Annotated in this window: 15 protein-coding genes; 13 read left to right on the top strand and 2 right to left on the bottom strand. The window is 36.4% G+C overall.

Features of this window, described 5'->3' with window-relative positions; all coding sequences use genetic code 11:
- Positions 1-16 precede the first annotated feature (16 nt).
- The gene (locus N0K80_RS03215; protein ID WP_146343123.1) at positions 17-889 is read left to right on the top strand and encodes a TMEM175 family protein; all 873 of its coding nucleotides are present in this window, start codon (positions 17-19) and stop codon (positions 887-889) included.
- A gap of 66 nt (positions 890-955) precedes the next feature.
- On the opposite strand, the gene N0K80_RS03210 is transcribed toward N0K80_RS03215, so the two are convergent.
- Positions 956-2,206, bottom strand: coding sequence for a dicarboxylate/amino acid:cation symporter (locus N0K80_RS03210; protein WP_269023759.1), 1,251 nt, complete (start codon positions 2,204-2,206; stop codon positions 956-958).
- A 194-nt stretch (positions 2,207-2,400) separates the two neighbouring features.
- Between N0K80_RS03210 and N0K80_RS03205 the strand changes: the two genes are divergently transcribed.
- The 8 genes from N0K80_RS03205 (at position 2,401) to N0K80_RS03170 (ending at position 11,836) form a co-directional block, all read left to right on the top strand.
- Positions 2,401-2,829, top strand: coding sequence for a CopY/TcrY family copper transport repressor (locus N0K80_RS03205; RefSeq protein ID WP_269023758.1), 429 nt, complete (start codon positions 2,401-2,403; stop codon positions 2,827-2,829).
- A 177-nt stretch (positions 2,830-3,006) separates the two neighbouring features.
- A complete protein-coding gene (locus N0K80_RS03200; protein ID WP_269023757.1) occupies positions 3,007-4,119 on the top strand; it encodes an aminotransferase in 1,113 nt (370 codons plus the stop codon).
- 267 nt (positions 4,120-4,386) lie between these two features.
- Entirely contained in the window at positions 4,387-5,931 is a 1,545-nt protein-coding gene (locus N0K80_RS03195; RefSeq protein ID WP_186726310.1) for a YfcC family protein, read from the top strand.
- 219 nt (positions 5,932-6,150) lie between these two features.
- Positions 6,151-7,386 (top strand): arginine deiminase, encoded by a 1,236-nt coding sequence (arcA, locus tag N0K80_RS03190; RefSeq protein WP_112249549.1) that lies wholly within the window; start codon positions 6,151-6,153, stop codon positions 7,384-7,386.
- Positions 7,387-7,410: 24 nt separating this feature from the next.
- Positions 7,411-8,427, top strand: a complete 1,017-nt coding sequence (gene argF, locus N0K80_RS03185; protein WP_112249551.1) for an ornithine carbamoyltransferase — start codon at positions 7,411-7,413, stop codon at positions 8,425-8,427.
- Positions 8,428-8,579: 152 nt separating this feature from the next.
- Positions 8,580-10,004 (top strand): arginine-ornithine antiporter, encoded by a 1,425-nt coding sequence (gene arcD / locus N0K80_RS03180; protein ID WP_112249553.1) that lies wholly within the window; start codon positions 8,580-8,582, stop codon positions 10,002-10,004.
- A gap of 24 nt (positions 10,005-10,028) precedes the next feature.
- Positions 10,029-10,976 (top strand): carbamate kinase, encoded by a 948-nt coding sequence (gene arcC, locus N0K80_RS03175; RefSeq protein WP_269023935.1) that lies wholly within the window; start codon positions 10,029-10,031, stop codon positions 10,974-10,976.
- 128 nt (positions 10,977-11,104) lie between these two features.
- On the top strand, positions 11,105-11,836 hold the full coding sequence (locus N0K80_RS03170) for a Crp/Fnr family transcriptional regulator (protein ID WP_269023756.1): 732 nt from the start codon (positions 11,105-11,107) through the stop codon (positions 11,834-11,836).
- Between the two features lie 61 nt (positions 11,837-11,897).
- Here the strand turns inward: N0K80_RS03170 and N0K80_RS03165 are convergent, their stop codons facing one another.
- Positions 11,898-12,908 (bottom strand): YeiH family protein, encoded by a 1,011-nt coding sequence (locus N0K80_RS03165; protein WP_269023755.1) that lies wholly within the window; start codon positions 12,906-12,908, stop codon positions 11,898-11,900.
- Between the two features lie 98 nt (positions 12,909-13,006).
- Here N0K80_RS03165 and N0K80_RS03160 point away from each other — a divergent pair, with 98 nt between their 5' ends.
- The 4 genes from N0K80_RS03160 to N0K80_RS03145 all read left to right on the top strand — a co-directional run bounded on the left by N0K80_RS03160 (position 13,007) and on the right by N0K80_RS03145 (position 16,188).
- Entirely contained in the window at positions 13,007-13,828 is an 822-nt protein-coding gene (locus tag N0K80_RS03160) for a LysR family transcriptional regulator (RefSeq protein ID WP_269023754.1), read from the top strand.
- Between the two features lie 137 nt (positions 13,829-13,965).
- Positions 13,966-14,928: a ring-cleaving dioxygenase gene (locus N0K80_RS03155; protein WP_269023753.1), complete on the top strand. Its 963-nt coding sequence runs from the start codon at positions 13,966-13,968 to the stop codon at positions 14,926-14,928.
- A gap of 2 nt (positions 14,929-14,930) precedes the next feature.
- On the top strand, positions 14,931-15,563 hold the full coding sequence (locus tag N0K80_RS03150; RefSeq protein WP_112249564.1) for an alpha/beta hydrolase: 633 nt from the start codon (positions 14,931-14,933) through the stop codon (positions 15,561-15,563).
- Positions 15,564-15,570: 7 nt separating this feature from the next.
- Positions 15,571-16,188: a flavin reductase family protein gene (locus N0K80_RS03145; protein WP_269023752.1), complete on the top strand. Its 618-nt coding sequence runs from the start codon at positions 15,571-15,573 to the stop codon at positions 16,186-16,188.
- Positions 16,189-16,279: the final 91 nt, after the last annotated feature.

Here is a 16,279-nt window from a genome sequence, read left to right as displayed (position 1 = left end):
TTAGGGGTGCTACGTTATGAAGATTAAGGAACGACTTGATACATTAAGCGATGCAATTATTGCAATCATCATTACAATCATGGTACTAGAAATGCCGATTGAAGTTAAAAATGGTGAAATTAATTTTGCTGATTTATTTCAAACGATTGGTATTTTTATTGTTAGTTTCTGTTTTGTGGCCAATTTATGGTACCAGCACGCAGTTGTTTTTGCAGAAGTCGATGAAGTATCGAATAAAATTATTGTTATGGATTTAATTTTAATGATGTTTTTAGCATTAATTCCAGCATTTACAAGATTAATGACTACCGATACGGTTAAAGAGACGGTTGTAATGTATGGCATTTTATATGTGATTATTATTTATATTTTCAGGGGAATTGCAAAAGCAATTATTCATCAAAAATATACAGAAAAATCTGATATGCAAAAAGTTTACGTGGCAATTTATGGTAAACATAATACTGAAACTGGATTATTAATGTTGGCTTTAATTGTATTAGGGTGGTTTTTCCCAAAAGTAGCATTAGTCTTTTTCATTATTATCCCAATTCGTTCATTTATTGCCAATAGTGCAGATAATAGTGAATTTACGGGTGTCAGCCAGATGGATCCTAAAGGCACCGAGGCATTTTTGAAAATGTCACAAAAAGATAGAGAAAAATTGAAACCACTTATTTTGACGCTTAGAAGAGAAATGGCACGAAGAGATCCGGATGCTTGGGAAAACTTCACTGAAGATGCCGAAGAAGCACTTGATGTGAGTGAAGAAACAATACTAAGATGGTTCCATCGATATTATGAAGATTTTAAAGATGGTAGAAGAGCGGGTAAGGGCCATGATAGAGTGGCCGGTAAGGAACGGGTAGGGAGACAAAATAGAAAATAACTAGATAAAAATAAAGGAGTCTTTCAAAATCTAATGATTTTGAAAGACTCCTTTATTTAGTATAAATTACTTTTGTGCCATAAAATCCTTTAACCAATCTTTACCTTCAACAAAGCGCGTAACAAGCATTGCAGTCGCGGTATTTCCTGTTGAATTTAACAAAGTAGCCGGAATGTCAATAATTGTCGTAATGATTAAAATTAATGGAAGGGCGGCCATCGGAAAACCAAAAATTGAACAAATTAAGGTTTCGGCAACCATACCACCACCTGGGATTGCGCCCATAACGACACCAACCAAGAATGATACGCAGATAATCATAATCATGTTATTAACACTCGTAATATCTTTACCGAAGACGGCAAATAAAAAGGTTGTTTTTAAGACGCCACCGATCACAGAACCATCTTTATGCGTATTTGCGCCTAAAGGAATAATGGTGTTTGCGATATCTTCCGTTACACCCATTTTTTTAGAGTACTCTAAGTTAACAGGTATACTTGCGGCAGACGAACTTGTTGCGATTGCTGTGACAGCAGGGGCTGAAACGTTTTTCCAAAAAATAGTAAATCCGGCTTTACCACCTGCAATGAAGGCATATAAACTCATCATTACAAAGAAGTAGAAGGCCGTAATTCCTAAGTAGAGAACGAAACTACGTAAATAACCGGCGGCAATTTGAGGTCCTAAGTTACCAATAATATTGGCAAAGAAACAACCTAAACCAATTGGTGCGTAATACATAACGTATTTAACCATACGCATGACAACTACGTTTCCGGCTGATAAGAATTTTGTGAACGCACTCGCTTCTTTACCGGTTGCTGAGGCAGCTGTACCCATCAAGATTGAAAAGATAATTAATTGAAGCATATTATCTTTAGACAATAGATGATAAAAATCGTTAACGGTAAATGTATTAACTAACGTTTCTAAACCGGACGATTTTACAGAAGTGTCTTTAACCGTACCCATTAAACCTTTAATGGTATCAACGTTTACACCATGAATCGGGTTGAAAAGGCGAACACCAATATATCCAATAATTCCGGCAATGAAGGCTGTCGTTAAAAAAACAATCAAGGTAGTTATCATAATTTTACCAAGACGCTTCATTTCAGACATCTCTGCGATTGCTGATGAGATGCTGAAGAAAACGAGAGGGACTAAAATCATGTACATTAGATTTAGAAAAAGATCACCTAATGGCTTAAGAACGGAAGCTTGTTCTTTAAATAATAGGCCAACAATGCCACCTATAACTAATCCTAAAAGTAAAAATAAGGATGTTTTGTAACGGTTGAAAAAAGTAGTCATAGCAATTCCCCTTAATTAAAAATAGTCTGAAGTCGTAAACAACAGTATACCAATTATATTGTGTAAAAGCTAAGACTAAAATAAGCCAATGAGAGTGAGAGCAGCGTCGGTCGGAGCCAACCTGTTGACGCAGTACAACCTTTAGTTTACAATTGTAATCATGAAGATAATGTGAGCTTAAAGGAGCGAAGACTATGACAACAAAACAATCAATTGAAATTAGTGACGCCGAGTGGGAAGTTATGCGTGTTATTTGGACGCTTGGGCAAAGTACTAGCAACGAAATATTTGAAAATTTAAAAGAAAAAATGAAATGGCAAATGCCAACAGTTAAAACGTTATTGGGACGATTAGTTAAAAAGGGTGCGTTATCTGCCGATAAGGAAGGTCGAGCATTCATTTATAAACCTCTAATAGAAGAACAATCAACGATGGATCATGTTAGTCAGTTGTTATTTGATCATATGTGCCAAATGAAAATTGGATCAACAATTGCGGATTTGTTGGATGAAGTGGCACTGAGTCAATCAGATGTCGTACGGTTACGGAAAGTAATCGATAAAAAAGCTAAAAATGCACCGGAAAAAGTTGAATGTAACTGTTTAGCGAAAAAGACGATTTAATTGTTTCACGTGAAACATTTAAAGATTAATCATCGTAAATTTACGAATGATTAATCTTTTTTTATGTCATAAATAAATGATTAATCCGAAAAATGTGAAATTTCTGCTAGTTTAAATTTTAATTTCTGTTATTATGTATGCGTTAACAAAATATTGTGGAATGGAGAATGATAACTTATGGAAATTGCAGGATTTGGCGTTGAGGAATGGTTGAACGTTTATGAAACACAGGCTACATATGATATTGCACAAAGTACAGTTTCATCGATGACGATGAACGAGTTACTGAATATGGGTCAGGAAAATAGTCAGGATTTTTATCGTGATTTAGATGCACAAAAAATGAATTACGGTTGGATTGAAGGTTCTCCAGCCTTTAAAACAGAGGCCAGTCATTTATATAAAACTGTATCACCAGAACAAGTTTTACAAACTAACGGTGCAACGGGAGCGAATCAATTAGCTTTGTATGCATTAATCGAACCTGGTGATCACGTCATTTCGATGTATCCTAGTTATCAGCAACTCTACGATATTCCTAAATCATTAGGAGCTGAAGTCGATTTTTGGAATATTTCTGAAGAAAATCAATGGATGCCCGATTTGGACGAATTGCGGACACTTATTCGACCAAATACTAAAATGATTTGTTTAAATAATGCAAACAATCCAACAGGAACGGTCATTGAAACAAATTTAATGACAGAAATAGTAAAAATCGCTAAAGAAGTTGGCGCGTATGTCCTAGTTGATGAGGTTTATTTGCCTTTAGACGATACTACAGATGTCAGTTCAATTGTTGATTTATATGATAAAGGGATTGCGACAAATAGTTTATCAAAAACATATTCGACACCTGGTATTAGGATTGGATGGACAGTTGCTAATCCTGCCGTAACGGATATTTTTAGAAAATATCGCGATTATACAATGATATGCGCCGGTGTTTTTAATGATCAGATGGCTGTTCATATTTTAAAAAATAAGGATCTCGTTCTGGATAGAAATCGAAAAATTGTTAAACAAAATTTAAAAATATTAACTGACTGGGTCGATAGTGAACCAGCCATTAGCTTAGTCGTGCCAAAGTCTGTTTCAACTTCATTTATAAAATTTGAAACAATTGACGATGATGAACAATTTTGTAAGAAGTTATTAAAAGATTATGGGGTTTTAATGGTCCCTGGTAGTCGATTTGGTGTACCGGGTCATGCAAGATTAGGGTATTGTGCTAAAGAATCAGTTTTAATAGAAGGTTTGAAACGTTTGTCACAAGCATTACATGAGTAATCATAATATCGAATAGAGCCGTAAAATCTGATTTAACAATTGGATTTTATGGCTCTATTTTTTTATTAACGACCAAAAGTGTGAACTGGTTAACACTTTTTATGTCACTATTCTCACTCCATGAATAACGAACTATTGATATAATCCAAGCGAAACAACCGACGGAGGAGGGTGACAACGATGGTAATGAGATGTTGAGGGGAGAACGTAGCAAATTATGTAAGACAACACTTAAAGGAGGAACCTATTATGGATTCAACAACACCAATGGTGGAGACGCCTAAAAAGAAATTTAAGCTAAAAATGCCGGGCGCTTTTGTCATTTTATTTATATTAACGATTGTTGCAGTTATGGCAACATGGATTATTCCGGCAGGATCTTATTCGAAATTGTCTTATGATCAGGCGAGTACAGAATTAAAAATTACAGATGCCCATGGCAATGTAAAAAAGGTACCGGCGACACAAAATCAATTAGATAAGTTACACGTTAAAATTGATATTAAACAATTTACATCTGGTGGTATAACAGCTGCTGTATCAATTCCTAATACATATCAGCGATTAAAACAGAATCCGGCTGGACCATCTGACATCACGACCAGCATGGTGAACGGGACAATTCAAGCCGTTGATATTATGGTATTCATTTTGGTCTTGGGCGGTATGATTGGCGTGGTTAAAGTCAGTGGCGCTTTTGAATCGGGATTAGTGGCGCTTACTAAAAAAACGAAAGGACACGAGTTTTTATCAATCTTTTTCGTTTCAATTTTAATGGTTTTAGGCGGAACGTTGTGCGGAATTGAAGAAGAAGCCGTTGCTTTTTATCCAATTCTAGTACCCGTATTTATCGCGATGGGTTACGATTCGATAGTCTGCGTGGGGGCAATCTTCTTAGCCAGTTCCATTGGGACAACCTTCTCGACAATTAACCCGTTCTCAGTTGTTATTGCGTCGAATGCTGCCGGCATTGATTTCACTCAAGGTATGATTTGGCGGATTGTCGGATTAGTTGTTGGCTCAATCTTCTTAATTATCTACTTAGGTCGCTACAGTAAAAAAGTTAAAGCTGATCCGACTGCGTCATTTACGTACGAAGATAGTGAAGCATTCAATAAACTTTGGTCGGTAGCTTCGGGCGATGGAAACAAAGAACCTGTTTTTACTATTCGTAAAAAAATTATACTATTACTATTTGTTGTTACATTCCCAATTATGGTTTGGGGCGTTATGGCAAAAGGGTGGTGGTTCCCAACGATGGCATCTTCATTCTTAGTCTTTTCTATTGCTATTATGATCTTAACGGGTACTGGAAAAGAAGGACTTGGAGAAAAAGGTGTTATTGATGCGTTCGTTAATGGTGCTTCAAGTTTAGTTGGTGTGTCATTCATTATTGGACTCGCTCGAGGAATTAATATTGTTTTAAACCAGGGATTAATTTCGGATACAATCCTCCAATACGCTTCATCATTAGTAGTTGGTGTGAGCGGACCAATTTTCATTATTGTCATGATGATTATTTTCTTCTTCCTTGGATTTATTGTGCCGTCATCATCTGGGTTAGCCGTTTTAGCAATGCCAATATTTGCGCCATTAGCCGATTCTGCTAATATTCCAAGATATATTGTCGTTTCTGCATACCAATTTGGTCAATACGCAATGCTCTTCTTAGCACCAACAGGACTTGTTATGGCAACTCTTCAGATGTTAGATATTAGGTACTCACACTGGGTAAAATTCGTTTGGCCAGTTGTTGTCTTCGTTTTATTGTTCGGTGGCGGACTGTTAGTACTACAAGTTCTTGTTTCTTAATTTGGTCATGAACATAAAATAATATAATTCTAATGATTCTCATTTTAAATTTTTAAAAACCTAGTAATGAAGGCGCATACAATGGCATTGATGAAATAATCACCCGTATAAATTCTCATAATGAAAGAAACTTCACATTATGAGTGTAAGCGTTTCCTAAACTAGACCAATTGGACCTGTTATGCTGTGCATGTAATAAATATATGGGAGGTAATCATTATGACAAGTCCAGTACATGTAACATCAGAAATCGGAACTCTTAAAACAGTTTTGTTAAAGAGACCCGGTAAAGAAGTTGAAAACTTAACACCAGATATCATGGGTCGTCTTTTATTTGACGATATTCCATACCTACCTGAAATCCAAAGAGAACATGATTTCTTCGCAAAAACATTGCAAGACAATGGCGTTGAAACAATTTATCTTGAAACTTTGGCTGCTGAAGCCTTAGATGCAGGAAATGTAAAAGAAGAATTCTTAGAAAAAATGTTAGATGAATCAGGTTTAGTTTCAAGTACACTCCATGCAGCATTGAAAGAATATTTGCTCTCAATGGAAACACAAGACATGGTCGATAAAATTATGGCCGGCGTACGAACAAATGAAATCGATTACAAATCAAATGCTCTAGTTGATCTCAGCTCTTCGGAAGACTACCCATTCTTTATGGATCCAATGCCTAACCTTTACTTCACACGTGATCCAGCAGCTTCAATGGGTGATGGATTAACAATTAACCGCATGACATTCGCTGCGCGTCGCCGTGAATCATTATTCATGGAATACATTATGGAATTCCATCCACGTTTCGCCAACAAAGGCGTAAACGTATGGCGTAGTCGTAACCATCTCGACCGTATGGAAGGTGGAGATGAATTAATTTTAAACGACCACGTTCTTGCTATTGGTATTTCACAACGTACTTCAGCTCGTTCAATCGAAGAATTGGCACAAGTTCTATTCGCAAAACACAGTGGTTTTGATAAGATTTTAGCAATTAAAATTCCTAACAATCGCGCAATGATGCATTTAGATACTGTCTTTACAATGATTGATTACGATAAATTTACAATTCATCCAGGAATTCAAGATAACGGCGGAAACGTTGATACATTTATCTTAGAACCCGGTAAAGACAACCACATTAATATTTCACATCGTACAGATCTTCAAAACGTCTTACGTGAAGTCTTAAAAGTGCCTGAACTTATCTTAATCCCAGTTGGTAACGGCGATGCAGTAGTTGCACCACGTGAACAATGGAATGATGGTTCAAACACACTAGCAATTGCACCAAACACTGTTGTAACTTACAACCGTAACTACGTGTCAAATGAAGTCTTAAGAAGTTATGGTATTAAAGTTATTGAAGTTATTTCAGCTGAATTATCACGAGGTCGTGGTGGTCCACGTTGTATGAGTATGCCTATTGTTCGTGAAGATTTAAAAAAATAAAAAATAAAAAAGGTGGAAAATAACATGTCAAACACAGTATTTCAAGGTCGTAGTCTTTTAGCAGAAAAAGATTTTACTCCAGAAGAATTAGAATATCTAATTGATTTCTCAATTCATTTAAAAGATTTGAAAAAACGTGGAATTCCACATAAATATCTTCAAGGTAAAAACATTGCGTTGCTTTTTGAAAAAAATTCAACAAGAACACGTGCTGCTTTTACAACAGCATCAGTTGATTTAGGTGCACATCCTGAATTTCTTGGAAAAAATGATATTCAATTAGGCAAAAAAGAATCAGTTGAAGATACAGCTAGAGTTTTAGGTAGTATGTTCGATGGTATTGAATTCCGTGGATTCAGCCAAGATGTTGTTGAAGGATTAGCTAAATTCTCAGGCGTTCCCGTATGGAATGGTTTAACTGATGAATGGCATCCAACACAAATGATTGCTGATTTCATGACAGTTAAAGAAAACTTCGGTAAATTAAAAGGCATTACATTAACATACGTTGGTGATGGCCGTAACAACATGGCTAACAGCCTTTTGGTAACTGGTTCAATGTTAGGTGTTAATATTCATATCGTTGCACCTGATTCATTACAACCAACTGAAGAAGTTCAAAAATTTGCTGCAGAATTTGCTGCAAAATCAGGTAGCAAAAACATGATTACTTCAGACGTTGATAAAGGTGTTAAAGATTCAGACGTTCTTTATACAGACGTTTGGGTATCAATGGGTGAAGAAGATAAGTTCGAAGAACGTATCAACACATTAAAACCATATCAATTAAACATGGACATGGTTAAAAAGACTGGTAATGAAAATATGATCATTATGCATTGTTTACCAGCATTCCATGGTATTGAAACTGAATATGGTAAAGAAATGTTTGAAAAATATGGTGTTAGAGAAATGGAAATTACTGACGAAGCATTCCGTAGTAAATATGCACGTCAATTTGAAGAAGCAGAAAACAGAATGCATTCAATTAAAGCAATTATGGCTGCAACTGCAGGAAACTTATTCATTCCACGCGTTTAATAACATCAAGATAGTTTGTTTTTAATGGTGAAAGAAACTTAACAGGGAAGTGTCTCTGCGAAAAATAGGCTGTCATTAGGGGGACTAATCTGGAGCAAGACTTTAGATTAGTTTCCCTTTTATTTTTAATAAAGAAAGTAGGCAGTTGAATTATGGAAGAAAAAAATACAGTAAAAAAAATTAGTTTGATGGCGCTAGTTGCGCTAGTTATCAGTTCTTCTATTGGTGGTGGGGTCTTCGGATTAACGTCTGATTTGGCCAATGCATCTGCACCAGGTCCTGCGTTAATTGGTTGGGTCATTGTTGGAGTTGGTATTTTAATGTTATCACTCTCATTAAATAACCTGTTAAACAAAGAACCGGAATTAGAAGGAATCTTCACATACGCAGAGAAGGGATTTGGCCCATTTGCTGGGTTCATTAGTGGTTGGGGTTACTGGTTGTCTGCTTGGTTAGGAAACGTGGCATTCGCTACGATCCTAATGAGTGCGGTTGGTTACTTCTTCCCCATCTTTAAATCAGGTCAAAATCTCCCTTCAATATTAATTGCAAGTATCCTTTGTTGGGCGTTAACTTTCTTCGTTAACCGTGGGATTGAAGGCGCTGCTGCAATCAATGCAATTGTTACAGTCTGCAAATTAATTCCAATTTTTGTCTTTATTGTTGTTGCTATATTCTTATTCAAGATCGATGTTTTTTCAGCTAATTTCTGGGGCACAATGAGCCATAACTTTGCCGCAGGCGATGTCGCCTTACAAATTAAAAAATGTATGATGGTGATGATGTGGGTCTTTGTTGGTATTGAAGGGGCTTCAATGTTATCTTCTCGTGCAGAAAAGAAATCTGATGCCGGTAAAGCAACAATTATCGGACTAATCAGTTTATTGACTATTTACGTATTGGCTTCAATGTTACCTTACGGTATTTTAACGCAAGCACAATTAGCTTCAATTCATCAACCAGCAATGCTTTATATCGCTGTTGAAATGATTGGACCATTTGGTGGCTATCTTATTGGAATTGGGTTAATTATTTCAATTTTAGGATCGTGGTTATCATGGACAATGCTTCCAGCAGAAACGATGTTACTTATGACAAGAAGCAAGTTATTACCTGCTTACTTCGGTAAAGTTAATGATAAAAAGGCACCAACTTTTGCCTTAGTTTTAACGGCTGGATTAGTCCAATTATTCCTTTTCACACTTTTATTTACGGATAAAGCCTATAACTTTGCTTATTCATTATGTACGGCTGCAATTATTGTTTGTTATATCTTAGTAGCAATGTATCAAGTTAAATATTCAATTCAACACATTGATGAAAAAGGGAACAAAGCACAATTAACATTTGGCTTAATTGCCTTGTTATTCCAAATTTCCGGTATTATCATGGCCGGTGTTAGTTACTTATTACTTTGCTTAATTGCTTATATTCCAGGGATCTTCTTCTACGGAAAAGCAAGACAGGCACAAGGCGAGAAGTTCTTATCAAAAGGTGAAATTGGTATGACGATCGTTATTGTTATTGGCGCTTGTGTCGGTATTTGGTTAATTGCGTCAGGAAGAATGGTTGTTTAAAAAATAAAAAAAGAGGAGTCGATTATTATGTCAAGAAAAATTGTTATTGCTTTAGGTGGAAATGCTATCTTATCAAAGGATGCTAGTGCTGAGGCACAACAACAAGCGTTACGTGAAACTGCTGAATATTTAGTTAAATTCGTTGAAAAAGGCGATAAATTAATTATTTCACATGGTAATGGTCCACAAGTTGGTAATTTATTATTACAACAGGCGGCTGCTGTTTCTGAAAAGAATCCAGCTTTACCATTAGATACTTGTGTTGCAATGACACAAGGAAGTATCGGTTACTGGATGCAAAACGCATTAGATAATGCGTTGGCTGAAAAAGGGATTGATAAAGAAGTCGCAACTATTGTGACACAAGTTATTGTTGATCAAAATGATGATGCCTTTAGTAACCCAACAAAACCAGTTGGACCTTTCTTTACAGAAGAAGCAGCTAAGGCAGAAATGGCTGCTCATGAAGAGATGACCTTTGTCGAAGATGCCGGTCGTGGCTGGCGTCGTGTCGTTCCTTCACCACGTCCAACAGGTATCAAAGAATATAAAATAATTGATCGTTTAACAGAAAATGACGTGATTTCAATTTCTGTTGGTGGTGGTGGCGTTCCTGTTGTTGAAGAAAATGGTAAATTACACGGTGTAGAAGCAGTTATTGATAAAGATTTTGCTTCAGAAAAATTAGCTGAATTAGTAAATGCTGACTTACTTATTATTTTAACAAGCGTTGATAACGTATACGTTAACTTCAATAAACCTAACCAAGAAAAATTAGAAGAAGTCACTGTTTCTCAATTGAAAGCATATATTAAAGAAGATCAATTTGCTAAGGGAAGCATGTTACCTAAGATTGAAGCTGCAATTGAATTCGTTGAAGCTAGTCAAAACGGTCGCGCAATTGTTACATCTCTAGAAAACATTAGCCAGCTATTAGACAACGATGCTGGAACGGTTATTGTGAAAGGTTAACAATCCTTTTGTACGCTTAGGGCGGATAGGCTATAAGACAGGATGGTTAATTGTGGCCAATGGATATCCATGTTAAAATGATGATGGAGAGAGTTTGGGTCAGTTAGATGTTAGTGGAGGGGATCAAAATGGGACAGAAAAGTAAAGTAGTACCCCAATATATGCAGTATTTGAGACAATTATCGGATTTCGAAACGTTAACCGATGAAGAAGCGAACTTACTAATGAACAATATGAGTATCAAATCATTTCAAAAAGGCCAAGTTCTTTTTGATGAAACGGATCAACGCAGTCGGTTTTACTTTTTAATTGAAGGCGTAATACGGGTTGAACGATTTGATATCGATGGTGACTTTGGCTTCTTTTCATATATCAAAAATGACTTAGGATTTCCGTATCGCGGATTATTAAGTGATAAAAACTATCCATACTTGGCTAGAGCAATGACGGATATTCAAATCGTTTACTTCCCAATGGCTCTAGTTGAACGGATATTAAAGCAAAATATTCTGATGGCCACACGAGCAATCACAGAGATGTCGACAATTTTAAGTGCCACAGAGAATCAAGTTCAAAGAATGGTAACATCAAGCGCCCATAATCGAATTGTACAAGCCATTAATATTTTGGCGGAGCAGTTGGGTGCTGATTTCACCCAAAAGCACGTTATTATCCCGTATCGCGTCACAATTAAAGAGCTGGCCCTAGTTAGTGGGACCACTCGTGAAACGACGGGACAGGTCATTAAATGCTTGGCTAAACACGATGAACTTATCTTTGAACGACAACAATTAACCTTATTAGAGGGATGGTTCGCTGACCAGAGTTTTGATCGGCAAGAGCGCATCTTTAAATTATAAGTTAATAAAAATGACCCCATGACTTGGCATAAAAATATGTCAAAATCATAGGGTCATTTTTTTAAAATAACAGCGTAATTAAACCAATTGCTAATAAAACTTGAACGAGCATAATACCACCGGCATAAAGTAATAAACGTTTTCCTTGGCTGAATAGTGATTGTAAATTCAAACGAAGGCCAATAGCGGCTAAAGCAATAATTTCACACCAAGTACTTAAGAAATGTGCGAACCCACTAATTGGAGCGGGTAAAAAGTGTAAACTGTTAAGGACACAGAGTGTTAAGAATCCAATGACGTACCAAGGAACTAAGGTTGATTTTTTTGTTGTTACTTGGGATGCTTGTTGGGTAGGTTGATTTTTATGATGTAGGTAACCGAAAATACTAATAACGAAAACTAAACAAATAATTCTGAGGATTTTGAATAATGTGGCAGTCACAATAACATGTTGATTCAACATAGTTGCACTGGCAACTACTTGACCAACAGATTGAACAGTTCCACCAATTAAAACACCTCTAAAGACGTCGTTTCCGCCCCAAAGTAGCGTTCCAATAATGGGTAAAGTTAACATTAAAATGGTTCCCATAAGATTAACTAATGTAATTGAGATACCTGTTTCTTCATTATCGGCATCGATAACTGGTGCAATTGCACCAATAGCAGAAGATCCACAGACGGCGTTACCACCGGCCATCAATAAATAGGTACCTTCTCCGAGGGCCAGTTTCTTACCTAACCAAATGGCAAATATAATTGTGATGCTCATTTGTAAAAAGGTGAATAAGAGACCATTTAAACCAATTTCTTTGATACTTTGGAAGGTGATGGTTGCGCCGAGTAAGAGAACGGAGTATTCTAGCAATCGTTTTTCGGAAAATTTAGTTCCGGCCGTTAACGTTGGCTGTTTTAAAACCGTGTTACCCAGAATAATACCAACAAATAAGGCAATCGTTGCACCACCAAGCATTGGTAACCAGAGTTTAGCGATAAAATAACTGGCTAGGCCAATTATTAACGATACAATAAAGCCAGGTAGTAAGTTAATTATTTTTTTCAAGTTGTTCATCCTCCTAAATAGTATCTTAACTATAGCGGATTTATTTTGATTAATAAAATAAATCTTTATAATAATAACTATTAATAAAATGAATGGAAGTGATTGGTATGTTTAAAAACTTAGAAATTTTTAAATCAGTATATGAAACTAGAAACTTTACCATCAGTGCGCAACTGTTATTCCTGTCTCAACCCACGATTTCAGTTCAAATTAAGCAACTCGAAGAGACGTTAGGCGTCATGTTGTTTGAAAGAAATGGTCGACAACAGATTGTACCGACTGAGAGTGCAATCTTACTTTATCAACAAACCCAGCAATTATTGGATTTATGGCAACAAGACTTGTTTGCATTAAAACATCAAAATAGCGACCAGAAAATTTCTTGTAAAATTGCAGCTTCACATACGACCGCGGCATATTTACTGCCCAATTTATTACGCGAAAATAAGGAATCTATGAAACCTTTGGAATTGGAAGTCAGTGTGCTTAATTCATCACAGATTATGGAACAATTAAAACAACATAAATTAGATTTTGGATTTATTGAACAACCGCTAACGGAAAAAAAGATAAAACGTCAATCGTTAACAACGGATCAATTAGTTTGGGCGGGGGATGCGACGGAACCGTGGTTACTAAGAGAGCAGGGTTCTGGTGTCTATCATTATTCAATCAATTATCTAAAGGCAAATAATCTAACCTTGGATCACTTCATGACAGTTAAAAGTAATTCGTTAATTGTTCAGCTACTTAGACAAGGAATAGGGCAGTCTATCGTGTCGCAGACAGCATTAACCGATTACCCGGAGATTCCGGTCAAAACATTATCAAAACAATATCAACGCGAATTTTATCTTGTTTCAAGAGATGAATTACCCAAACAAATTCAAATATTTGTGACACAGTTGGCAGATTCGTTTAAGGTATAAAAATTAATTCGGAACTGTAAGCGCTTTTGTTATGATTAAAACGTCGCATCAATTATAATGAAATTAGGATAAATAACTTGCTTACTTTTAGTAAGTATGATATTTTAAATTCATCAAATAAATTGGGGGCATCACTTATGAATACAAAATTATTAGGATTACACCATATTACAGCCATTACTTCGAGTTCACCAAAAATGTTCCGTTTTATGACGGAAATTTTAGGTTTACATTTAATTAAAAAAACAGTTAACCAAGATGACGTTAGAACGTATCATTTATACTTTACAGATGATATGGGATCAGCAGGAACGGATATTACATTCTTTGATTTTCCCGGTTTATTCCAAGGTACAAAAGGAAAAAATGGTATTTCAAGAATCGGATTCCGAGTTCCTAGCGATGATGCCTTAGATTTCTGGGCAGAACGATTCCATGATAATGATATCGAACATGATGAAATTCAAACAAACTTTGGTAGCAGAACAATGAATTTCTATGATTTTGATCATGAACAATATCAATTAATTTCAGACGAACGTAACCATGGCGTAGAAGCCGGAACACCTTATTTATATAGCCCAATCCCTAAAATGTTCGCAATTAGTGGATTAGGAACAACTATTATTACAGTGGATTACCCAGAACGCATGGATATTGTGTTAACGGAATTGATGGGTTTCGATAAAATTGCAACTGAAGACCAACGTATGTTATACGAATTGAACGAGGGTGGACATGGCGCTCAAGTTATTATTGAAGAGAGTCGCGTCTTACCAAATGAAATTCAAGCTTATGGAACCGTTCATCATATTGCCTTTAGAACGGAAGACGAAGAATCACTTGCATACTGGATTGAACGGATTCAAAGTGCCGGTCTTAGTGATTCAGGTTTCGTAGATCGTTTCTACTTCAAATCAGAGTACTTCCGTCCCGGTGAAGGTGTGCTATTTGAAATCGCAACAGATGGTCCTGGATTCTTGCAAGATGAAACGTATGAAGAAGCAGGTATTCATTTGGAATTACCACCATTTTTAGAAGACCAACGTGCAGATATTGAAGCACATTTGGTTAATTTTAATTCAGATAAGAAGATGTAAATATGACAGAAGCGATCACGTCTTATAAACCGGGTAAGGCAGGCAACGCTACGGTCCTGATGTTACATGGGACAGGTGGTACAGAGTCTGACTTGCTGTCAATTGCGGATTTTTTAGCACCAGATAGTCCTAAAATTGGTATTCGTGGGCGATTGGTCGAGAATGATTTGACACGTTATTTCGCCCATCTACCAGATGGTGGATTTGATTTGGACAGTTTGGCCGTGGAAACAAGATGGTTAATGACGGTAATTGATGAGTTGGCGGTGGAGTACGCGTTTGACCCGGCACAATTAATTGTGTTAGGCTATTCGAATGGCGCTAACGTTGCTTATTATTCATTATTAACTGGTCAGGCTAAGTTTAAAACGGCCGTGTTACTACATCCGATGGTATTATCGTCTGATGTTAAAACAGATATTGATTTAAGTGATATCAAAATTTGGGGCTCACATGGATTTTTGGATCCAATTGTCTCAAAATCTAACTTTGGTGAGTTGAAGAATTTCTGTCAACAAGCTGATATTGATTTCACAAGTTTTGAAGCTGAACAATCACATCAAATTTCAGAATCAGAGTTAAGAGATGCTGAACAGTGGTTAGTCGCAACGAATAGACTAAAAATTGAGGAATAAAGACTAAATGATTTCATTTAATAGTAACGAATTATCAACAAAAAATCAGTATAAATTGATGTCTGGAACGTTGATTCCAAGACCAATAGCATGGGTTACTAGTGCAAACGAGGCGGGGCTAATTAATTTAGCTCCGTTTAGTTTTTTCAGCGTTGTTTCGGATAAATTGCCATTGATGTCGATTTCAATTAATCGTCGTAAAGATGGCGTCATGAAGCATACTGCCGCTAATATAATTAAAACGAAACAAGCTGTTGTCCAATTGCCAACTCGAGAATTAATGGAACTGGTTAATCAAAGTGCGGCAAGTTTTGGATCAGACGAGAGCGAAGTTTCCGAACTTGGATTAGAAACGGTAAGTAGTAACCTAGTTTCTGTACCTGGCATTGCGGGTGTTAAGGCCCGTTTTGAAGTGGTATTGAACCAACATGTGCCTATCATGGATGATGGCGAGATTATTTCTGATTTGTTTATTCTTGAAGTGGTCTATTTTCATATTGAGGATGACATTTTGGACCAGGATAAAATGTATATTGATGCAAAAAAGCTTAATCCGGTAGCGAGGCTTGCCGGACCGGAGTATGCTAATATAGGTGAGAAGTACAAGCTGATTAGACCAAAATAATTAATTTGGATAAACTTGAACCCCGAAGTCATATGACTTCGGGGTTTTTTGTTTCACGTGAAACAAAAAATGTTGCGAATTTACGCTAAAG

The organism is Dellaglioa carnosa, from assembly GCF_026948345.1.
GTDB lineage: Bacteria > Bacillota > Bacilli > Lactobacillales > Lactobacillaceae > Dellaglioa > Dellaglioa algida.
Note: the sequence above shows the minus strand (reverse complement) of the source record. Positions and strands in the feature narration are given on the sequence as shown.